Annotated in this window: 21 protein-coding genes and 2 pseudogenes; 20 read left to right on the forward strand and 3 right to left on the reverse strand. The window is 37.2% G+C overall.

Features of this window, described 5'->3' with window-relative positions:
* Window positions 1–12: 12 nt before the first annotated feature.
* The 6 genes from H4J66_RS02310 to H4J66_RS20105 all read left to right on the forward strand — a co-directional run bounded on the left by H4J66_RS02310 (window position 13) and on the right by H4J66_RS20105 (window position 2939).
* Window positions 13–756, forward strand: coding sequence for a cytochrome c (locus H4J66_RS02310; RefSeq protein ID WP_182170054.1), 744 nt, complete (start codon window positions 13–15; stop codon window positions 754–756).
* Between the two features lie 32 nt (window positions 757–788).
* On the forward strand, window positions 789–1022 hold the full coding sequence (locus H4J66_RS02315) for an FTR1 family protein (RefSeq protein WP_182170057.1): 234 nt from the start codon (window positions 789–791) through the stop codon (window positions 1020–1022).
* A gap of 23 nt (window positions 1023–1045) precedes the next feature.
* Complete coding sequence (locus H4J66_RS02320) at window positions 1046–1354, forward strand: FTR1 family protein (protein WP_182170060.1); 309 nt, start codon at window positions 1046–1048, stop codon at window positions 1352–1354.
* A gap of 105 nt (window positions 1355–1459) precedes the next feature.
* Window positions 1460–1642, forward strand: coding sequence for a hypothetical protein (locus tag H4J66_RS02325; protein ID WP_182170063.1), 183 nt, complete (start codon window positions 1460–1462; stop codon window positions 1640–1642).
* 244 nt (window positions 1643–1886) lie between these two features.
* Window positions 1887–2666: an NAD(P)/FAD-dependent oxidoreductase gene (locus tag H4J66_RS02330; RefSeq protein ID WP_259368571.1), complete on the forward strand. Its 780-nt coding sequence runs from the start codon at window positions 1887–1889 to the stop codon at window positions 2664–2666.
* Between the two features lie 9 nt (window positions 2667–2675).
* Window positions 2676–2939, forward strand: coding sequence for a hypothetical protein (locus H4J66_RS20105; RefSeq protein WP_259368570.1), 264 nt, complete (start codon window positions 2676–2678; stop codon window positions 2937–2939).
* A gap of 182 nt (window positions 2940–3121) precedes the next feature.
* Here the strand turns inward: H4J66_RS20105 and H4J66_RS02335 are convergent, their stop codons facing one another.
* Window positions 3122–3988, reverse strand: coding sequence for a LysR family transcriptional regulator (locus tag H4J66_RS02335; protein WP_182170066.1), 867 nt, complete (start codon window positions 3986–3988; stop codon window positions 3122–3124).
* A gap of 181 nt (window positions 3989–4169) precedes the next feature.
* Between H4J66_RS02335 and H4J66_RS02340 the strand changes: the two are divergent.
* The 8 genes and pseudogenes from H4J66_RS02340 (at window position 4170) to H4J66_RS02365 (ending at window position 10428) form a co-directional block, all read left to right on the forward strand.
* Window positions 4170–4490, forward strand: a pseudogene (locus H4J66_RS02340) (DMT family transporter).
* A gap of 210 nt (window positions 4491–4700) precedes the next feature.
* The gene (locus H4J66_RS02345) at window positions 4701–5831 is read left to right on the forward strand and encodes an S-(hydroxymethyl)glutathione dehydrogenase/class III alcohol dehydrogenase (RefSeq protein WP_220463176.1); all 1131 of its coding nucleotides are present in this window, start codon (window positions 4701–4703) and stop codon (window positions 5829–5831) included.
* 108 nt (window positions 5832–5939) lie between these two features.
* Complete coding sequence (gene fghA / locus H4J66_RS02350) at window positions 5940–6791, forward strand: S-formylglutathione hydrolase (protein WP_220463178.1); 852 nt, start codon at window positions 5940–5942, stop codon at window positions 6789–6791.
* Between the two features lie 273 nt (window positions 6792–7064).
* Complete coding sequence (locus H4J66_RS20110; protein WP_259368569.1) at window positions 7065–7919, forward strand: hypothetical protein; 855 nt, start codon at window positions 7065–7067, stop codon at window positions 7917–7919.
* An 85-nt stretch (window positions 7920–8004) separates the two neighbouring features.
* Entirely contained in the window at window positions 8005–8268 is a 264-nt protein-coding gene (locus H4J66_RS20115; RefSeq protein ID WP_259368568.1) for a hypothetical protein, read from the forward strand.
* A complete protein-coding gene (locus H4J66_RS20120; RefSeq protein WP_259369038.1) occupies window positions 8247–8402 on the forward strand; it encodes a hypothetical protein in 156 nt (51 codons plus the stop codon). Before H4J66_RS20115 ends, H4J66_RS20120 begins: the two co-directional genes overlap by 22 nt.
* 2 nt (window positions 8403–8404) lie before the next feature.
* The gene (locus H4J66_RS02360; protein WP_310650614.1) at window positions 8405–8659 is read left to right on the forward strand and encodes a hypothetical protein; all 255 of its coding nucleotides are present in this window, start codon (window positions 8405–8407) and stop codon (window positions 8657–8659) included.
* Window positions 8660–8955: 296 nt separating this feature from the next.
* Entirely contained in the window at window positions 8956–10428 is a 1473-nt protein-coding gene (locus H4J66_RS02365; protein ID WP_259369040.1) for a diguanylate cyclase domain-containing protein, read from the forward strand.
* A 96-nt stretch (window positions 10429–10524) separates the two neighbouring features.
* Here the strand turns inward: H4J66_RS02365 and H4J66_RS02370 are convergent, their stop codons facing one another.
* Window positions 10525–12105, reverse strand: a complete 1581-nt coding sequence (locus H4J66_RS02370) for an MCP four helix bundle domain-containing protein (protein ID WP_182170069.1) — start codon at window positions 12103–12105, stop codon at window positions 10525–10527.
* Window positions 12106–12643: 538 nt separating this feature from the next.
* On the opposite strand from H4J66_RS02370, the pseudogene H4J66_RS20125 reads away from it, so the two are divergent.
* The 3 genes and pseudogenes from H4J66_RS20125 to H4J66_RS02380 all read left to right on the forward strand — a co-directional run.
* Window positions 12644–12826, forward strand: a pseudogene (locus tag H4J66_RS20125) (hypothetical protein); the annotation flags it as partial.
* Window positions 12806–13186, forward strand: coding sequence for a PilZ domain-containing protein (locus H4J66_RS02375; RefSeq protein ID WP_409049351.1), 381 nt, complete (start codon window positions 12806–12808; stop codon window positions 13184–13186). The pseudogene H4J66_RS20125 and the gene H4J66_RS02375, both read left to right, overlap by 21 nt.
* Window positions 13187–13442: 256 nt before the next feature.
* Window positions 13443–14681, forward strand: coding sequence for a response regulator (locus tag H4J66_RS02380; protein WP_182170075.1), 1239 nt, complete (start codon window positions 13443–13445; stop codon window positions 14679–14681).
* 176 nt (window positions 14682–14857) lie between these two features.
* Here H4J66_RS02380 and H4J66_RS02385 read toward each other — a convergent pair whose 3' ends face one another.
* The gene (locus tag H4J66_RS02385; protein WP_182170078.1) at window positions 14858–19228 is read right to left on the reverse strand and encodes a PAS domain S-box protein; all 4371 of its coding nucleotides are present in this window, start codon (window positions 19226–19228) and stop codon (window positions 14858–14860) included.
* Window positions 19229–19852: 624 nt separating this feature from the next.
* Here H4J66_RS02385 and H4J66_RS02390 point away from each other — a divergent pair.
* The 3 genes from H4J66_RS02390 to H4J66_RS02400 all read left to right on the forward strand — a co-directional run bounded on the left by H4J66_RS02390 (window position 19853) and on the right by H4J66_RS02400 (window position 22286).
* Window positions 19853–20119, forward strand: a complete 267-nt coding sequence (locus H4J66_RS02390; RefSeq protein WP_182170081.1) for a hypothetical protein — start codon at window positions 19853–19855, stop codon at window positions 20117–20119.
* Window positions 20120–20287: 168 nt separating this feature from the next.
* Window positions 20288–20521 carry a hypothetical protein gene (locus H4J66_RS02395; protein WP_182170083.1) on the forward strand — a complete coding sequence of 78 codons (234 nt, stop codon included), beginning with the start codon at window positions 20288–20290 and terminating at the stop codon, window positions 20519–20521.
* Window positions 20522–21182: 661 nt separating this feature from the next.
* Window positions 21183–22286, forward strand: a complete 1104-nt coding sequence (locus H4J66_RS02400) for a GGDEF domain-containing protein (protein ID WP_182170086.1) — start codon at window positions 21183–21185, stop codon at window positions 22284–22286.
* Window positions 22287–22404: the final 118 nt, after the last annotated feature.

Raw genomic sequence — 22404 nt, forward strand, 5'->3', positions numbered from 1 at the left:
GGAGAACAAGCCATGATTACGCTATCGAAATCACTTCTCTGTGTGGTACAAGCGAAAAAAACACTTGTCGAAATACAAGCGCTGACCAGTGAATTAAAAAACGTGCTGATAAAAAACTCTCCACAGTTATCGTTACCAACATCTTTACTTTCGGTATCTAGAGTTAAGCAATTATTTCAAAATAATTGTGCCAGTTGTCATGGTGTAAGGGGTAAAGGAGACGGGGAGCTTGCAAGGCAACTAAGTCCACAGCTTACAAATTTTAACGAAAGAACACGTGCTTTAGACCGTTCTATTCTGGGATTATATAATGTGGTAACCGGCGGTCTTGACGGCACTGCTATGCCTTCATTTAATAACTTAACGGCGAAACGACGTTGGTCGTTAGCATTTTATACAGGTAGTTTAGCTTTTGTTTTTGATGAAAAACGACAAGAAAATAATGCGCTTGATCACTCGCTCGCCGACCTTGTTCAGTATAGTCCTAACGAATTGTATAGGGCGAAAACTGACTTAAAAAAGGGTTTTGTTGAGCAGCTTAGAGCTAACCCTGAGGAACTGTTTTCTGCAACTAAGGCGCCATTAACAGTCGCGTGTGATCAACTTAAAAAAGCACTTGCCGCTTACAAAAATAGTGACGTTATACTTTCCCAACAATTTGCGGTGAGTGCCTACTTAGATGGGTTTGAGCTTGTTGAAAATAATCTCGACGCTTATGATAGTTCGTTACGTAAAATGATTGATTTAACTTACTAGGCTTGCGCAATGAAATTAACAACAAGGAAAGCTTGGGTGACGTTGCTGTATCTATTTCTGCAGTTTTGCTACAAATAGAACAAGCTGAATTTTTACTCAATGACTCAGCGATATCAGACACAGCTTTGTTTAGCGCCAGTTTTATTATTTTGTTACGAGAGGGCTTAGAGGCGCTATTGGTTGTGCTGGTACTTTTACCATACTGGTTCGGTCCAATAAAAAAGAAGCCATTATATATCTTCATTTTGGCTGGGCAGCAGCGTTAATTGCGGGTGGGTAAACTTGGTTAGTGGCACAAAAATTAGTAACCATTAGCGGTGCTAGCCGTGAAACCATGGAAGGGGTTGCCGCGCTGTTAGCTGCGATTATGCTCTTTTATGTTGGTTTTTGGATGCACAGTAAAACGCAAGCCGATCAATGGCAACGTTATGTTCAACAAAATATTAATAAGAGTTTAAAATCGGGTGCCTTGTGGGGAATCTCTGGTTTAGCGTTTATTGCGGTTTATCGTGAGGTTTTTGAGACAGTAATGTTTTATCAATCATTGTTAACCCAGACGAACCCCTCACAGCAAGTTGTTCTTTTTAGTGGCTTTTAGGCGGCAGTCGCTGTGCTTGTTGTCGTGGGCTGGTTAATGATTAAATATTCTATTAAATTACCAATAGCGTGATTCTTTTCAATAACAACATATTTACTCTTAGCCTTGTCATTTATTCTCGCGGGTAAAGCGATAACAGCGTTGCAAGAAGCCGCTATTATTAGTATTACGCGCTTTCCTATAGACTTTCATTTGGCGTGGTTAGGTATTAATTCAACGTGGCAAGGCATAACAATGCAAGCTTTTATCTTGTTTTTTCCAGTGCGTTATTCTTTAAACCTTGGTTAAAAAAAGACGAGCAGAGTAAACAAAGAAATTGAGCATGGACTTGAAAAAAATTTATAGAATGTCAGCAACGAACCATGTTTAGTATGGATGATATGTGATTTTTAACTCGCCAAATGCTAACTCCACTAAGGGTAAATCAATAAAGCATCGTAGTGATTTATTGATTATACAAATGACAATAGACAGATATTTCAAGGCGCTAGAATAGCCATAAATATAAGCTAACGCTACCGAGGAGGTACTTATGAAAACCTTAACGACAGACGTTGTAATTATTGGTGCAGGCCCCGTTGGTTGGCTTCAAGTATTTGAGCTTGGTTTACAAGGATTAAAATCGGTTGTTATTGACAGCTTACCAGAAGTTGGTGGTCAATGCAGTGAACTCTATCCAGATAAACCTATCTATGATATTCCTGCTTTGCCTAACGCTAAGGCAAGCCAAGTTATAGAAAATCTCTGTGAGCAGGCGGCTCCCTTTAAGCCAACTTTTTTATTGGGCGAGCGGGTCGAAGACATTAATAAATTGTCGGATGTTTCTTTTTCAGTTACCACACACAAGAATACGCTCATTCACTGTCGGGCGGTGATCATTGCTGCTGATAATGGTGCCTTCTCACCCGTTAAATTAAAACTACCATTAATTGATCAGTTTGAAGATAAACAACTGTTCTACCGAATCAATAATATAGAACACTTTAAAGATAAAAATGTCGTTGTGCTAGGCGGTGGAGATGCCGCACTAGATTGGAGTTTGAGCCTACAAAAAACGGCTAATAGTGTGGTGCTTATTCATCGTAGTACAAAGTTTAAAGCCGCTACAAGTAGCGTTAATGAAATGTACGTCTTGTGCGAAGACCTAAAAATGCAGTTTTTATGTGGTCAAGTGAGCGACTTTCAACAAGAAGATAATAAGCTAACTGGCCTGACAGTAAGTTCAAAAGATGGCATCAAACGTAGAGTAGAGCTTGATGAACTTGTTATATTTTTTGGTATGTCCCCCAAAATTGGCCCGATAGCAAATTAGCAACTTGCCATGCACCAACATCAGATAAAAGTAGATACACAATCTTTTCAAACCTCAGTGCCGGGTATCTATGCCGTTGGTGATATTAATTATTACCCGGGTAAACGAAAGTTGATTTTAAGTGGCTTCCACGAAACGGCCTTAGCGGCCTTTTCGATTGCGGAAACTGTGTTAGAAAAAGACCGTATTCCAACGTTATACACCACAACAAGTCCAGTAGTACATCAACGAATGGGCGTTACACATTCACTCGAAAGCCTGTTAGATGATTAACGGATAAAACAGGCGGGTGATTATTACTACTTACCTTTTGTTGTTGTCTCTTTATCTGCGCTATCGGACTGTAGAGGCTTAGCTGGAGAGTCTGAAAATAATAGCGGCAAACCTAACCGCTACTATTTTATGCTATGAGTTTATCTTTTCAGCCTGGTTCGATAATTTAATAAAGCTGAAGATTAAAGTAGCTGTTCAGCTAAGTAATCAACCAGCAGTCTTATTTTAGGCGATAAATGGCGATTTTGAGGGTAAATTGCCCATATTCCCTCATCAGGCGCACGGTAATTATCTAATAGGCTCACCAGTTCACCACTTTCTATGCGCTGTTGAACATAATAATCGGGTAACTGAACTATCCCTAAGCCCTTTAGTGCTGCATCCATCAGGCTGTAGCCATTGTTGTATCTTAATCTACCGGTTACGCGGATACTTTTTTCTCGATCAGACTCTCTAAAATGCCAGTAGTCTAGTGTGCCCAACAAACAACTATGTTGACTAAGCTCTGAGATTGAATGGGGGACACCCTGTTTTTCTAAGTATTGTGGTGATGCACAAAGGTAGTTTGTTCTTTTGCCAAGTTTTTTTGCCATCATGGTCGAGTCACTTAACTTACCAAGGCGAATTGCTAGGTCATAGCCTTCTTCAACAATGTCTATTTGGCGATTACTTAAATAAGCTGACACTTCAACATCGCTATATTGTTTTATGAAGTTATTCACTAGCGGTAATATTTGTTTTTCACCATAGGCAACAGGCGCTGTTAACTTAATTTTGCCTTGAGGTTTTGACTGTAAATTTGTGATAGCCCGTTCAGCAGCATCGAGACCATCGAGAACACTGCGACAATGCTGATAAAAAACACGGCCTTCTTCTGTTAATGATACTTTGCGAGTTGTTCGATAAAATAACTTAATATTAAGGCGTTTCTCTAACGCACTTATTTGTCGACTCACCTGTGCAGTAGATATCGCCATTTTTTTTGAGGCGAGGGTAAAACTTTCATTTTCCGCAACGTAAACAAATTCGCTGATGCCATCCCATTGCATGATTGTTACCTATATGTACAAGTGAGTTTACAAGTTAGCATATTATCATTTATATAGAGATAATTATATTAACCGCCAACAAGACAAGATAAGACATTATTGGTGGCCACAAAAGTAGCTTATTGAAAATTACTTTAGACCTTTGGCATTGATAGTTCGTATAACATTATAGGAAATAAAGATGAGTTGGTTATTCCTTTTTTTAGGTGTCGCTGCTGAGGCTATGTCTTATGTAGCATTAAAAGAGACTGATGGTTTTAGTAAACCTCTGCCAAGTGCTTTAGTTTTACTTGGACATTTAGCCGCATTCGTTTTTTTAGGTCAAGCAATGAAAGGCATGCCAGTTGGTATCGTTCATGCGCTATGGGCTTGCCATTATAACCGTGACTTTATTGTCTGCTTTGATCTACCGTCAGCATCTTGATTCAACAACATGGCTTGGTATGGGGTTAGTGCTGTTGGTATTGCTATGATAAATCTTGCCCAAGGACACAGTCATTAAGATGAATAATGTAGAGCAAAACTGTTAACAAAAGATGCTTTAACTTTTTGGTAACTATGTCCTTTAGATTATTACCAAGGGGTAAAAGTTAATTACATATTAGGCGTATTATCATCTTTAAATAAGTTGAGTAAACTAATGTTAATGTAACAAATTCGACTAGATGCTAATCCCATCAAAATATCTATTAATTGAAAAGTGAGAATAACGATGTCAGATAAATTTATAAAATCGAAAGCGGCTATTGCTTGGGGCCCTAATCAGCCACTATCTATCGAAGAAGTCGATGTCATGCTACCTCGCAAAGGAGAGGTGTTAGTTAAGGTTATTGCCTCTGGTGTTTGTCATACCGATGCCTTTACCTTATCTGGAGATGATCCAGAAGGTATTTTTCCCGTTATTTTAGGTCACGAAGGTGGAGGTATTGTTGAACAAATAGGTGAAGGCGTAACCAGTGTTAAGGTAGGCGATCACGTTATTCCATTATACACACCAGAGTGTGGTGAATGTAAATTCTGTTTATCAGGTAAAACCAACCTTTGCCAAAAAATTCGTGAGACACAAGGCAAGGGCTTGATGCCAGATGGCACGACCCGCTTTTACAAAGATGGTCAGCCTATTTTTCACTATATGGGCTGTTCAACTTTTTCTGAATACACAGTCTTGCCAGAAATTTCATTAGCGAAAGTTAATAAAGAAGCACCATTAGAAGAGGTTTGTTTACTAGGGTGTGGTGTTACCACAGGCATGGGCGCAGTCATGAATACGGCAAAAGTTGAAGAGGGCGCAACTGTTGCTATTTTTGGTCTTGGCGGTATTGGATTGTCTGCAGTGATTGGCGCGACCATGGCGAAAGCCAGTCGAATTATTGCTATCGATATTAACGAAAGTAAATTCGAACTTGCGAAAAAATTGGGTGCTACTGATTTTATTAACCCTAAAGATTACGACAAGCCTATCCAAGATGTGATTGTCGAAATGACCGATGGTGGTGTTGACTACTCTTTTGAATGTATTGGTAACGTTAACCTAATGCGCTCTGCCTTAGAGTGTTGTCATAAAGGATGGGGAGAATCAGTGATCATTGGTGTTGCAGGTGCCGGACAAGAAATATCAACCCGTCCATTTCAACTGGTAACTGGGCGAGTATGGCGTGGTTCTGCATTTGGCGGTGTTAAAGGTCGTACTGAGTTACCAGATTATGTTGAACGTTATTTAGCTGGTGAATTTAAATTGAGCGATTTTATTACTCATACCATGGGTCTTGAAGATATTAATGAAGCGTTTGAGTTAATGCACAAAGGAGAAAGTATTCGCAGTGTTATTCATTTTGATAAATAGGCGATATCAATAACCAGCATCTATCTTTGAAAGATAGTCATTCATATTAATAGTAGGGCGCTCCCCTTTATCGCAGTAATTAGCAGAGGAGCGTCTTGAGGTTATCCTATGACAATTTATCCTTTAATTGAAAGTATCAGTGTAAATAAAGTTTTTGGTGGCTGGCACAAGCAATATAGTCACCGTTCTAAAACTGTAAACGCTAACATGCGTTTTGCCATTTTTTTGCCTCCACAGGCCATTAATGGCAAAAAAGTGCCTGTGCTCTACTGGCTTTCAGGTTTAACCTGTACCGATGAAAACTTTATGCAAAAAGCCGGCGCACTGCGAATAGCTGCTGAATTAGGTATTGCTATTGTTTCTCCTGATACGAGTCCAAGAGGTGAAGAGGTAGCTGATAATGATAGTTATGATTTGGGGCAGGGCGCAGGATTTTATCTTAATGCCAGCCAAGCACCTTGGAGTCGTCACTATCAAATGTATGATTACGTGGTTAAAGAACTGCCAGCAATTATTGAAGCCACATTTCCAGTGTCAGATAAGCGCGCTATTAGTGGACATTCCATGGGTGGACACGGGGCACTGACTATTGGTTTGTTAAATGCTGAACGTTATCGTTCAATGTCAGCCTTTAGTCCGATATGTAACCCGATTAAGGTGCCTTGGGGCAAAAAAGCTTTCAGCGCTTACTTGGGGAAAGACCAAGCAAGTTGGTACCAGCATGATGCCAGTGAATTAATGCGTATAGCAAAACAGTTTATTCCTGCCAAAGTTGATCAAGGTGGTGCAGATGATTTTTTGAAAGAGCAATTAAAACCAGAAACGCTAGAGGCTGCAGCAAAAATAAATGGTTACCCATTAGAGTTAACCATTCATGAAGGCTATGATCACAGTTACTATTTCATCTCTTCATTTATTGAAGCGCATTTGCGTTTTCATGCCAAGCACTTAGATAGATAAGTATTAAGGGAAAATGCCCTAAGGGGCAAGCTGTTTATTACACTTAATCAGGCCAAAATAATGTTATTATTGTTAGGACAAGTACCTCTTAAATATATTATCCAACATTAGCCAAGCTGATATCCAAGCTGATATTTAGCAATTCAATATTCTCATTTATTTTGCTGATTAAGCATAGGTTTATCCGTTATCCTCCTGGACGACTCTCAAAGGGGTAATAATTCAAAACACAGACGTTAGCCTAACACTCGTTAAAAAAGTCGTGGTATTCAGTTGCCGAAGCATAGGCAAATAAATGAGCTATCTGTTATCATCAATATCTTAAATATTATCAAACGAAAAAAGGCTGATACCTTGTATCGGTTTATTATCGCCATAGCTTTTGTTTTCACAGGCGTTACTTATAATGCCTATGCAGATGACATAAAAGTTGAATTTAGTGGTTTTGCTTCTTTAGCACTCAGTTATAGTGACGATCCTGATATTGCTTTTAGTCCTAATTATTTGAATATTGATGATACAGGCTGGTCAGCTACCCGTGACTCAATTTTAGGTGGGCAAGCCAACATAACCTTAGCTAAAAACTGGGATTCTGTTGTGCAATCTTTCCTAGAAGATCAGGCGAATACAGACTTTGAAAACTACCTCGATTTAGCTTTTTTGCGTTACCGTCCTTCGCGTCATTGGGCTATTCGTGTGGGCAGATTAAACAGTGATCTTTATTTGCTTTCGGAGTACCCGCACGTGGGATACGCCTATTTGTCGGTACGTGCGCCACATGAGTATTGCTCTTTTGCAAGTACAGTGGGAAATTTCGATGGTGTAGATATTGAATACAGCCAATCAATTAATGATGGATTTTTACGGTTAAAATTGGCTGCGGGTAACACGACTGCGAAATTAAAAGCGAGTGGTAAAGACTTTTTTATTGATTTTGACCATTTAATGACTTTTAGCGCAACCTACATATTTGATGCCTTGACCATGCGATTTTCTCTATCACAAGCCGATGTCGGGGACTATAAGTTCGAGGCATTAAATGAGTTTATTGATTTATTAAACTCTGTGCCAGCTCCTGTGTTGCCTAAGCAGCGTCGGTATCAGCAAGTTTTGACACAAAAACCATAGTATTGAATATGCTGCTTTAGGATTAACCTACGATAATGATAATTGGTTAATTCAATCTGAAATAGGTATCTCAGAGTCTCCTTGGTTGGTTGCTTCATCAAATATTAATGGCTATGTGAGTGTTGGTTATCGTTTAGATAAAGTGACGCTTTTTTCCAGTGTTTCTATTTCAAAGAACCGCCATAAGATAACCAAAGTTACTGCGCCCCAATTTCCTCCGGGTACGCCAATACAAGTAACCTTTCCATTACAACAGTTAGCATTGGCTTCAAAAGAGGCTGATGACCGATTAGTGGTGCATCAACATTCAATTAATGTTGGTGTAAAATGGCAGGCGTTAACAATTTGATCGTTAAAGCGCAAATTGATCACTTTGATATTCAACCTTTTGGTGGCGGGTTATGGGGGATAAGTGGTCCGGAAAATGTTGAAAAAGAGCATAGAATCAACGTGTTTACTGTTAGTGCGAACATGGTGTTTTAACGATGAAAAGCCCCCTGATATTAATGATTGGCTTGGTCCTTTTCAACCTTGATGCTGTGAGTACAGAGTTTGTTGTTGTGGTGAATAAAGACAATACGATTGACTCATTATCTAAGCGCGAAGTGATTGACATTTATATGTGCTGTTATTTAACTTTTCCTGACGGTGAAATGGCACAGCCACTAGATTTACCCTCTGAATCGCTATTGAAGAATGACTTTTATATGCAATTAGTGAATAAAAGTGAGCAAAACTAAGTGCTTACTGGGCAAGGTTACTGTTCTGTGGGCGAGCTAAACCGCCGATTGCCGCCATTTCAATTGAAGATGCTTTGAACAAGTTATACAGGTCACTATATTCAATTGGTTATATACCTTAAGACCAGCTCACTGATGCTGTAAAAGTGATTATCGATTTAATGAAAATTAGTCAAAATCTTTATGTCAGAGTTCCATTGGCTATTGCTATTGCTATTGTTGCTGTGCTAGTGGAGTAGGTTTCTTCAACGTTATCCTATTATGCTGGCCTCCAAGAAAAGAAAGATACTAACTATTTGCTTGTTAAACAATTAGCTCAAACGGTGGCAAAAACTGCAACGATATCTGCCTATTTAAATGATCGCGAGCTCGGACAGGAAATTATTAGCGGCTTGTTGAGTAATGATTTGGTTCAAGGGGCTAGACTCTACGGTGAGGGCGAAATGAGCATTTCTAGTGGTGATCTTAACAAACCACAAGATGGCATAGTTATCCAATTAATCCATCCTTTTATTGATGATACCCTTGTTGGCACACTTACTGTTTATCCAGACAATAATTATATTCAACAACAGGTAGAAAACTCACTTAAAAAAGAAGTGGCATTGATACTAATACAATCCATCATTATTGCTTTTTTTGTCTCTCTGATCGTCCACAGATGGCTAACAAAGCCGATTCAAAAGTTAACCGATAGCTTTACTACCCTCAATCCTAGTATACCTAAAACAATGCGGATGTTATTGGTGAAGCAAGGTGCCAAAAATGAAATTGGTAAATTAACAAAAGGTATAAACTCTTTGATGCATGAGTTACACCTTACTATTAGTAATGAGCGAGCATTGCGTGAAAAAACTCAAGAGTTAGAGCGTAAATTCAGGCTTATCTTTGAACAAGCGAGTGCTGGAATTTGTTTGCTCGATGAAAAAAACACCATTACCACCTTTAACCCGGCTTTTTTACAATACTTCAGTGTTGCAGGACAGACAGACTTAGCCTCTTTACACTTCCCAACCTTATTAAATAATGTTGACAAACTAGAAGAGTTGTTATTGAGTATTCGCACCGATAAGAATCACCCACAAGTCACCTTAGATAGAGAATGCCGTATTGGCAATAAATCGCTGTGGCTGCACTGTTTATTTGCAAAATTAAACGAGCAGCGCAGCAATAAACGAAGTAGTGAGCAAGGTAATTTAGTTGAAGTGATAATACATGATGTTACTGAACGAGCAGAACGGGAATTTCAAACACGTTTTGAAGCGGATCATGACCCTTTAACCCATTTGCTTAATCGACGCTCCGGCGACAAAAAATTAGATAATGCCTTACTTTATTGTTTAGAAAACCAAAAAAGTTTAGTGCTGATGATGATTGATTTAGACAAATTTAAACCCGTTAACGGCACTTATGGCCATGAAGCCGGCGATAAGGTCTTAGTAGCAACAGCAAAACGTCTTAAAGCACATTTTAACTTGGCAACAGACCTCTGTATTCGATGGGGAGGGAATGAATTTATTGCTGCCCGTCAATTGACGACATTTGATCAAGAGTTAATGCTTGAACAAGCCAATAAGATTCTTGTTGATATAGCGCAGCCCATTTATATTTCAAATGACACGCACTGCCAAGTAGGCGCAAGTATTGGTATTGTTGCCCCTAAAGACGGTAAGGTACTCCATAAACTGATGGTTAAGGCAGACGACATGATGTACCAAGTTAAGGCATCAGGACGAGGTCAAGTAGCATTCTATCAAAAACCATCATAAGCGTGCCATTGATAGTCTTATGCTGCCTAAGTGGTTTTAGATAGAGAAAAATTATTGGATTATTTTAAACGTGTTTAAGATAGCCAGCAAATACGGTTAATCGTTATCATTAATTTTTATTATCTTTTGGGGAGATACCAAGGGTAACTCTAAGGTAAAACAGGTGTTTTTTCCTAACGTACTGACCACGCTAATTTTACCATCGAGTAAATTGACGACAATATTAAAGATGATGTTCAGGCCTAGACCTGAACCCCCTTCACCAAGCTTAGTGGTAAAAAAAGGTTCAAAAATTTTGTCAATAAACGCTTTTGGTATGCCTTTACCATTATCTTCTATTTTGATAATGACAATTGAATCATTTAGATAAGCTGATATAGCGATAATGCCAGAGTTTGTACTTTCAAGGCCATGAATAATGGCGTTATTAAATAAATTAGTCATCACTTGCCCTAAAGGACCTGGAAAACTGTCCATCTCTATATTTTTATCGATTACGCAGTCGAAGGTTATCCCGAGGCGTTTTATTTTATGATGATGTATACGAATCACTTCGTCTGTGACATCAGATAAGAAAAATATACGTCTTGCCTCACTCGTTTGGTCAACAGCCACTTGCTTAAAACTCTGAATGAGGACAACAGCTCGGTCTAAAGAATTCAGTAATATATCTAAGCATTCATTGACTTCTTTTTCGTAATGTTCCAAGTCAGAACGCTTGACCTTTTTTTCTTTAAAAAGAATTGAAAAATTTTGAAAGTTATCTTTGATTGTACTGCCTATCGTGACAGCTATGCCTAATGGCGTATTAATTTCATGAGAAACCCCTGCAACTAATGAACCTAAAGAGGTCAGTTTCTCTGTTTGGATAAGCTTGTTGTGTGCATGAAATAATGACTCAAGCATAGTATTAAATGACTCAGCTAATTCGCTAATTTCGTCTTTACCTTCAATGTCGAGTTGAAGGAGAAGATCACCTGAATGAGTAAGACTTGCTATATGGCATTGTATTTTAAGGAGTGGCTCTAATATTGTGCTGATCAATAGCCAACCAATAAATAGGCCAATGGCAATAATAATAACAGTAACCAAAATAATAAGAGAACGCGTTGTTTGATGATGTTGATGATTACTGTTGTAAAGGGCTTGAGCTCCATCAATATTTGTTTCTAACATACCCGCCATATTATGTTGCATGTCATTAAAAAGTAAACCATATTCTTCATTGGCTAGTCTATCTGCAGCGATATCTTGGTTGCTTTTACTTAGAGTGATAATTTGCTCAGTTAACAACTCAAACGTTGTTAATTGAGTTTTGAATTTATAGAGTAATTTTGTTTCTTCGCCACTGTCTAATGTTTGTTCAAATTTAGTCAGTGAAGTATGGAAGTTGACGGATGCATTACTGATTTTTTGCTCAGTGTCTCTCATCGACTTATCGTCAGGAGAAATAATATGACTTTTTATTAGTACAAACTGTTGATATAAATATTGCCGAGCGTCGGTAAGATTAATAAAACTGACAAAATAATTGTCATAAATATCTTGACCGTTTTTGTTAATGGTGTCCGTTGAATTTATTGCAATAAGGGAGATGATTAAAGGCAGTATAATAAAGACACTAATAGAGATAGGAATTTTTTGTGAAATTTTCATGTTGCGAAACAGTTCAATCATCAATAAGACTCTTTATAAAATTTTACACGTTTCATGGTTTAGCTAATAAAAATACTAATAAATATTAACTAATTAGCTTATTAAGAACCGATGGTGGTGTATTCCTTACTTTCCAACAATAGCTTAATATGAAGGTTAAAAACATCAGTAAATAATCTTTTGCTAATAGTTTAAAAGCTACTAGCGATTACATTAAGCTATGAAGCCTACTTTTAACGTGTTGCTGCGCTTAAATGCGTTAAAACCTTGCAGCCAATTATATTTTTATTAACACTTTTTCGCTTAGTGCCTGATAAACATCGATAGTATGAAAATTGATGATATATTTAATTTTAACACCTTTATTAACCTACAATGAATGAGTTGATAAGTTAACTTATCAATTTAAGCCTATGCAGGGTATGGCTTACTAGGAGAACTTTCAATGATTCGAGATGATGTAACAAAGTCATTATCAATGCTAACCCCTGGCTCTGCCATTATTGTCAAAGTCTCAATTTCGCCCAGTAAAAAAATAAAATTTTAAAGTGTTTTTGTTGGTTTTTTACCCAAACAATTTATGTTGATACAGCTACCCGATTTAAATCGTCATGTCGAGCTTACTGGCAATATTAATCAAGGGGCAGCGTGCACCGTTAGAATTATCGTAGAAAAGCATGAAGGCGCGGTTGTTGCTTTTGTTACCAGTATAGAGCGCACGATAACTGTTCCAGCAAAAATGATTGTCTTGAACATTCTGCAACAGGTGGCCGTTCGACCGCTACGAAAAGAAACACGAATTGATACGCAATTAAATATTGAAGCTTTGGTCAATAATTCGTTATTAAAAGGCATTATGGTTAATCTTTCATTAGAAGGCTGTTTATTAAGTGCCAAGAAGGAAGAAAATGTTGTTATCACCAAAGACGATACCATTACCTTCGCTATTACTGACAGGGCCTTAAGTGACATCACATCAATAAAAGGTATTGTTTGTAATATTAAGTCATCGCTGACGATTTATTATTTTGGCGTTAAATTTGAAGATGAATCTTATGATGTTATTAAAAATTTGCTGATAAAAGTGATGTTTTCAAATTAACCCGTACACTTTAGCCATTGATCACACTTTTGCTGCTCTTTTATCCTTGATGTAGCTTATTAATATATAGATATATTAATCTAATTGATCAGATGAAATGTATCCAAAGCATGCCCAACAGTGTTAGATTATATTGACATGAGCAGGGAAATTTACAAACTCAATTATACTTTGATAAAGACGAGAGGCCAATATTGCTAAGCAAGCTTTACACTCTTACAAGGTTAGCATTAGATAGTTGAGTCAAGGAGTTATAGTGCAGCATCATAATATTATTTTATACACGACCGATCGTGAAGATAGCGAGCTGTTAATTAAGGTGTTGATTGAACATTTTGATAAAGTACTTGTTGTTACTGTTTTGCGAGATCTTGATAAACAGCTTAAAGATGGGACGCCTAAAATAATTTTAATCGATACCATTACTCTTCAACGATCTTTAATGATCTATTACAGCTCGCTTAAATCAGTTTTAGTAGAGCAAACGTGCGAACACTTTATTGTTTCTGTTGTTTCTGCGGGGGAAGAAAACGAAGCTTATGAAGCTTATGATAACGATATTATTGATGATTATATAATTACCAATCCGCTTTATGAGAAAAAGCGTGCTATTGTTGTTTGTTCTAATTTACTAACTAAGCTTGGCATTGGTCTCAAAAAAAATGCTGCCTTAGACTATATTTATAATAAAGAGTCATATGCAAAAGAAATTAGAGAAACGGTATTGCATGGCTTAGAGTTGAAAGAAAAACTTAGATTGTCTTTTGAAGAGAGTATTACCGACGTTGAACACTCTATTAGTAAAGCAACAGAACAAATTAAACTCAAACACCATGTTAATATTAATTTTGATGTGGTTAAGAATATTTTAGCGTCGATACGTTCAAACGAAATTCGACCTAGACTGGTGGAACTGCAAAGTAAAGCATTAGACTTGCTCAGTGGATTAATCAGTGACGTGGAAAATATAGCACAAGAAACTAATGAAGCGGCTCAATCAGATAAAAGTGGGCAAGTACATCCGCCAACTTCTTTTAACAAGCTTTATAATGCAAGTAACGCCGATGCAGTAAAAGAATTAGATAAGGTACAAGAGGATAATAAATCAGCCGCTATTAATATTCTATTGGTTGAAGATGATCCCATTAGCATACATTTAACCAATCTACTGTTGAACAATTACAAACTCAACGTTCGAACCGTCAGTAGCGGGAGAACTGCCTTAATCTGCCTTAATAATATACGTTTTGATATCGTTTTACTCGACGTGAGTCTGCCCGATACCAATGGTTTATATATTTTAGGACAAATGAAACAGGGCAACGGAAAAAATGTTGATACGCCACTTATTATGTTAACCGGTAATAAGAATAAGCAAATAGTAAAAAAAGCGATTGAACTAGGTGCTAAAGGTTATCTCATTAAACCTTTAACGCAAGGCGTTGTTGCTAAGTTATTTAAGGAAAATAACATTCCTTTAATTGAAAAGAAATAAACAACCACCACCACCTTCAGCTAATTGATCGTGCAGTGGGTAAGTGGCCGACGATTTCATCAATTAATACGCTAAATATTAGAGTCTTTAGTAGCGACTTGTGATTGATGAAAACGTTTATAACATTAGCTTCAGTCTCCGCTATAGATAATCACTGACAAACGCCCAAGCTTGGCTTAAAAGTTTGCTGCTATCTCGTCAGACACTCGAATAAACTCAGCATAAAGTTTATGGCTTAACGCTATAACTTCTTGTGTATTTTCTTCTTTAGCTAGTTGTTCCAATTGCTCGCAATAATGACCGAGTAATATCGCTCCAGCGCCACGGGTTGAAGATTTAAGCTTATGTGCCAGTTCCGTTACACTCTGCCAATCTTTATCAGTAATGTGCACGGCTAATTCAGCGAGTAATGGTTTACTATGTTGTTGATAAAATTGTAAAAATTCTTGTTGTGCTTCTTTATCATCACCAAAACATTCAACTAATGCTGAGATACTTATTGCCGGTTTTTCTATCAATTCAGTAACTTGTTCATCGGTCAATTCAGGTGGTGATTCTATTTTAAATTCATCTTCGAGTTCTTCTTCCACTAACCATTTGCTGAGTAAAGCCTTTAAGCTATCTAGCTTCATTGGTTTAGTCACGTAGTCATTCATGCCAAGTTTAATGCAATGTTCGGCTTCATTTCGCATCGCGTTAGCGGTGATTGCTATTATAGGTATCTGTGTTGTGCCGCCTTGTTCATTTTCTCGCACCTTTTGGGCAAACTCAAAACCATCCATGATCGGCATCTGACAATCAGTCATGATCAGGGAAAATGAATATTGTGTCATTTTAGTTAAGGCTTCTTCACCATGGTTGGCAATGATGACAGCATAACCAAATAGATTTAGCTGACGCTCTAATACCTGTTGGTTAAAGACATTATCTTCAACAATTAAAATTAGTTTATTACTGGTTTGTGCTTCAGTAACACTGGGTATAGATAACGTCTTAATATCTTGCTTTAGACAACTTATAAGTGGATTTTTTTGATCCATAATACGGGCAATGGTCCAGTATATTTTTTGTGGTAAAAACGGATTACTGGCAATGGTTGTCGCGTGTTCAGGGTAAAAGGGTAAGTCGAAGTCATGCCACCTTTCAAGAATCAGTATATTAATATCCTCATCACTGTTGTTGGGTAACTGCATTTTAACTTCTGGCCAAAGGCTAATAACTTGTTCTGCTGAAATAATAATAAGATCATAATTTTCAGCAGAAATAAGCTTGCTTAATTTTGTTGGCGAACTTGGTGCTAAATGACAATGTGCGCCAAGCTCTGTTAGACCTTTCTGCAAGATATTATCGGTAATTCCATCATAAGCAATGAGTAAAATATTTAAATGATAGAGTTTTACACTCAGGGTCGATGTCTGTTTGTTTTCAGTTGCTATCAAAGGTAAATCGACATAAAATTCTGTACCATCACCTATCACGCTTTGACAACTTATTTGTCCTCCCATCATAGTGGTTAACTTTGAGCAAATAGATAAGCCGAGTCCTGTGCCGCCAAATTGACGATGAGTGCTACTGTCTGCCTGTGTGAAAGCATCGAATAAATGTACTTGTTGATCCTCACTAATACCAATACCATTATCTTTAACAGTCAACCGAAATAATTTTTTGTGTTGGTTATTATCTAAATAATCAAGCTTAACCTCAATAAGGCTTTGCGGCTGGTCATTGTTATGACTAAATTTAATCGCATTGCCTAATAAATTAAGTACAATTTGTCTTAATCTAATGGGATCGCCTAACATTGACTCAGTCATATGATGATTAGATGAACAAACCAACAATAATTTTTTGCTTTGTAATTGTGACGCTAGTAACTCTGCAGCCCCTTCAATAATCTTTGTCCAGGTGAACGGTATTGACTCTAAAGTCATTTTACCCGCTTCTATTTTTGAAAAGTCGAGCACGTCATTAATGATTTGTAATAACGCCCATGCTGAATCTTTGGCAACATTGGCTAAATGGTATTGATCATCATCTAGTTCTGATTGCTGCAGTAGCTCTAACATACCAACAACACCATTCATCGGTGTTCTAATTTCATGGCTCATTGTTGCTAAAAACTGCGACTTAGAGTCGCTTGCCGCTTCTGCTGTTAAACGTGCTTGTTCTAATTCTTGCTGAGATTCCTTTAAGTCAGCTAATGTCTTTTCTGTTCTGTTACGTTGGTATTTAACATCAAGCAGCACATTGAGCGTCGATTGACGAGACTGTTCTTTTTCAGCATCAAGTATTTCACGCTCTATTTCATTTTGTTTAATGTTGGTTATATCTCTGACAATACCTAGCATGCTTAATGGTTCGCCACTTTCATCACGGGTAACCTCAGTTGATGTATTGATATACCTTAATTGCTTATCGGCTAATATTATTCGGCATTCAAAGTTATAAACTTCTAACTTATTTAAGGCTTTCAGTTGGTGTATTCTAAATTGATAACGGTCTTCTGGATGGACAAGGTTTACAATAAGCTCTGAAGTCAAAGGCGTAGAATTTTTCTCAATACCTATTAATCTGTGCATGCCGTCTGACCAGTAAATGATATCGTTTTTAAGATCTTTTTCCCAACACCCCAAATGAGCAATACGTTCAGCCTCTTTTAAAAAAAGCTGCTGTTTTAGTAGCTTATCTTCATTGGCTTTTTGCCTCGTTATATCTTGATTTATCGCAAGAAAATGATCTGTTTTACCATTACGGTCTCTAATGGGGGTAATGTCGGTAGTGCCCCAATAACAGCTACCGTCTTTTTTCTTATTGTATAGTTGACCACTCCAATGCCTGCCTTCAATGATTTTTTGCCAGAGTTGCTGATATTTATTGGTGTTTTTGTGTCCAGAATCTAGCAGGCTGGCATTTTTACCTAAAACTTCTGTTTTTGAATAACCGGTAGTTTTACTAAATGCTTTATTGACGTAGACAATTTCACCCGTCAAATTAGTGATCAATATCGCTGAATGACTTTGTTCAACAGCACTTTCGAGTACCAGAAGTCTTCCTTCTAATTGTTGTATTGTGCTTAAATCAGAAATAATGGCAGTAAAAATATTATCTTGAGTGGTTTTATGACTGCTTATCGCAACACGAGCTGAAAATTCCCGACTGTCACTAGCCTTAGCCCGCATAATTCTGAAACTGTCACATACACTGCTATCATTAATGATATTATTGATCCATTTCTGCAAGTTTTCTTGTTCGTTTTTCATAAAAAAGTCATTGAAAAAGATTGATTCAGCGCCTTTTCTATCAACCAAAAGCAGTAAGCCAGCGACTTTATTAAAGCGTATTATTTCCCCTCTTGCATTAAAGGATATAATGGCATCAGGTGCGTTATTAAGCATAGAGTAAAGGTACTGCTCTGAATCGAAGATGGCAGCTGCGCTGCGTTTTTGCCAATAAAAAGCAATAACTAAAATAAATAAACTCAATAACACCGTTTGCAATAGCTGCCAGAAAAAACCATGGACTATTTTCTGTTGAGATTGCAATACATCAACTTCACTGACTTCTGCGCCGATACCCAAACCTAAAGTACTATTCCACAACCAAGCGCCTAACACGGGCTGGCCACGATAATCTAAATAACTTTCTTCGCTGTAGCCTGTGTTGCTTTTTAATGCTGACTGAGCTAATTTTGTATAAATGGGAGCTTGTGTTTGTTCACTAGTCGTTGATTTTGAAGGAAGTGTTAATGATATTGCTAAGACGCTAGATTGCTCTTTTGTTAGTATTCCCTCGGACCTAAGTTCTGGCTCAAATTGACTGGCGGTTAATAAACGAGCTTTGGTGTCAAAGAAGTATGTTTGCTCTGATTTCCAGAAACTTTGCTGCTGTACTGTCGAAGAAAAAGCGCCAAACGGATTTAAACGTATGGCAAGCGCTGCAATAACTTGTTGTTCATTATTAAATATTGGCGCAATAATAAAAGTTGTTGGATATTTTTGCTGTATTTTTCCCTGAATGTTGACTAAAGGGGTTTCGGATAAAAGCGGAGGAATAAAAATGAGCTGACCATTAAAAACTTCAGCAAGCCTTTTGGGGTATTGTTTAGCGATTATGTTAGGTTGCCCAATTAAGTCAGCAACCTTGGCAGTGAGGTTAATATTGTCAGGGGAAATAACATAAAACCCTTCATTTTCCTCTACCAGAAGATAAGGTTGTAAAAAAGCAGTTAACTTGTCAGTGGCTTTTGTCATAGCGGCAGAATCGCCACTCGCTTGGGCGGCAACTAATTGTTTGACTTGTTTGACAATAATAGGCGAGGTTGACCAAGCTTTTACCTTGTTAAAATGAGACCTAATCCAGCCATTCTCTAGCAAGTCATTACTGACATTCACTCTGGCCTTTAAAATTTCTATTGCTTGTGTTCTTAGGGTGTTTTCAACTTTATTAAGGCTATACCAACCTATTATTGTTGAGCCAATTAAAAATAGCACTACGGTTGCAGTGATTAAATATAAAGGCGATTTATATAAATTTGCGTATCGTGACATAATTATTCAATCCATTATTATAATCTTTATACTGGCAGTTTTTTCACCCGTGATACTTTCTTTTAAAGCGTAAGCTTTGTTAGCGTTTATGTCACTTTGTGATGAAAATTTTTTAAGCACTCTTTATCGTTTAGTTAACCAATTATGATGTTGTTATATATTTATTAATGAAACGGTTAATGTATGTTAACCAATTAATTAATAAACATTATTTTTTTATTATAACTATGACTATAGGTTATTTTGAGAAAAATAGATGCCTATAATTCAAACTATTACTGATAACTTTACTGTGAAAAACACAGCGAAAGGAAGGAGCTTGAAATGTACTTGCTGTTCTGTTTTGAAATGTGTTTACACATTTTAGCCTTACTTAATAATACAATTAACACTTAATTAATTCCAAGGTGGATGAGAGTATCTTTATAACATCAATAATTCGCTTGTTGCTCAATGAACGTGTCATGGGTTTTTAGCACTTATTTCACTTTTTATTGCTCTCGCGCCAACAGTCGTTGCGACTAATGAGCTCTTTACTCAAGCGAACGTTTTTTGAAATGGGGGAGCCTGGCTCTTTTTATTGTTGAATAGTGGGTTAATTTTGTTTTAGCATCAAGTCGCCGTGTGTTTTTACTGGGTCCGTGGCGTATCTTAGATTTATTTATCATCTGTACGGGCTTGCTATCCTTGATCCCTATGGCTAATGAACATTTACGTAATATTCCTGCTTTAAGACTGCTTAAATTCATCCGAATGGCTTTATTTGGTGTTCGAATGAAATTCGCTATGTCCTTAGATAACAATAAAGTTTCGACGGTATTGTTATCATCAATGCAGTCCTTTAGCACGTATTCGTTAGTAGATAAAATATTTGTGACTACGCTGAATTAACTTGGGGTAGCGTTGTAAAGCGATTAAAGTCGTTAAGTCATGACAGGTTATTTGCTATAGGGCTTTACTCTGAGCAACTTACCGAGGTTGCGGAGATTTTTCAAACCTCTAAGTCTGTCTTAGATAGGCTCTTTAAATATTCGTTGTATTCAAGAATAGAGATAATGGATGAATACACCGCCATTTTCCTCTGGGAATTCTAAGGTGGTAAATGAGTTCAATGATAGTGTGCCTACTATACAACGAAGTCCTATTCTTTTATTGGGCGCAAATAATAATATTATTACTTTGTCTGGGACAGAATCATCGCTAGTAGATGAAATAACACTTGATTTAACCGAGGTAGGAACACCTGTACCGCCTTTAATCCAAGCGAAAAGTGCGCTTATTCGTGTTTTGTAGTATATTACACCGACGTTATTGGTACATTAGAACAGGCGCTTTTATACTTAGATAAGCATCAAAAAAATTAGGTAATAAAAGCTTCTTAGACCAAACCTTTCGACAGCGTAATGGAATTACCAATGTCAGGGGGGTAACCTTAAGCATTTAGCGTCAGTGGTTCACCAACTTACAGTAGAGCCCCTTGCAATTAAAAGTTTTTAAATTATGCCTCTTCCTATTTTTGCAGTATTAGTTGATGGTTTATTTGATAGTGCCAATGACTTATTAACAACACTGGCAGCGTAAGTTGAACTGTGCATTAATATATCTTTATTTGAAATGAATAAGGTAAGGCGATTATTGGCTGTTATCACCATAATCTCCACCGTGGTTGGTGGTCTAATGGGAATGAGCTTAATTGACAGTCCTTGGAGTTTTACCTTATATTAAGTGACTTTCTTTGTCGGTGTGGCGATGTCTTGTGGTATTTATATTTTTTCCAGTAAGGGTGATTTTGTTAAAAGATAAAAAGTTTCGCCATTATTATTTTTGCGTATACAATTAATTTTATTGACAAAAATAACTATTTAATTTTTATTAATAAACGATTAAATAGCAAACTGATTATCGATAGGGGCTAAGCATTAAAAAATTGCCAGACATTCAACAACGAATTGATATGGATCTTAGACGTCGTTCGATAACAGGTATCGTTTTTTATACGGTGATGTTACCGGCTGTTTTTTGGTCATTTGACTTCCACACCAAAGAGCCTGCTTTGACCTTAGCTTTTGCGTTAAGCATGTTGGCAATTAGTATAGTACGCCTCACTCACTGGTTTTTTAGCGATTCTATTTATAATTACTCTCCTAACGTGTGGCGTAATTGCTTTACTGTTTTATCATTGTTACATGCAAGTGTATTAAGTTTATTTTTTGGCTTAGCGATATACGACCCACGTTTCACCCCTATTTTACATGTCACTATGTTGGCTATCGGTGGTATTGCCAGCAGTGCAATTGTCGCACTGACACCAAGAATATCTTTAGCCTTATTGAACTTAGGGATACTTCTAGTTCCATCAATAATAGCCGGTTTTATTATTGAGTATAAATTACCTTATGCGTTTATGATCCTTGTCTATGTAATCTTCATAGGTTTAATGGGCATTCGCTCTTCACGTGAATATAACCGCTCTTTTGAAATTGAAACTCAACTGGATGGACAGAAAAAAATCTTAGAACAACTCAACAAAGTTGACTCACTGACTAATATTTATAATAGGGGATATTTTAACAGTGAATTTGAACGCCAATGGCAAATGGGTAGCCGACATGAAATATCGACAGCATTAATGCTAATAGATGTCGATCACTTCAAAGTATTTAATGATAACCACGGGCATTTATGTGGTGACGCTTGCTTAATACATGTGGCTAGAGTGATTAAAGAAAATATTAAGCGCTCGACAGATCTCGTTGCACGCTTTGGTGGTGAAGAATTTGTGGTATTACTTTCAGGCTATAGCGCTAAAGATGCCAAGGAACTGGCAGAAAAAATTAGACTTTCAATTGAAAGGACTCCTTTATATTATGAGGGTAATGCATTTAGTGTCACGATAAGTATTGGTTTAGCTTCGACTATTCCCGATAGTCAATGTGATAGAAAAACTTTACTAGAAGCCGCTGATAAAGCCATGTATAGCGTAAAGAAAGCGGGAAGAAACCAAGTTTCAAGCGTGATTGAATTAGACGCTACGCTCAGACAGTCTAATGATATTTAATTTTTAGCCATTTATTGAATACCTGAGTAACCCCTGTTTAATATAACCAAGTCAGTAATATCAACAGGCACTACTAGTTTACGTATAATAAAATAGACTAACTTTAGCTACTTGGCGT

Source organism: Colwellia sp. MB3u-55 (genome assembly GCF_014076785.1).
Lineage (GTDB): Bacteria > Pseudomonadota > Gammaproteobacteria > Enterobacterales > Alteromonadaceae > Colwellia_A.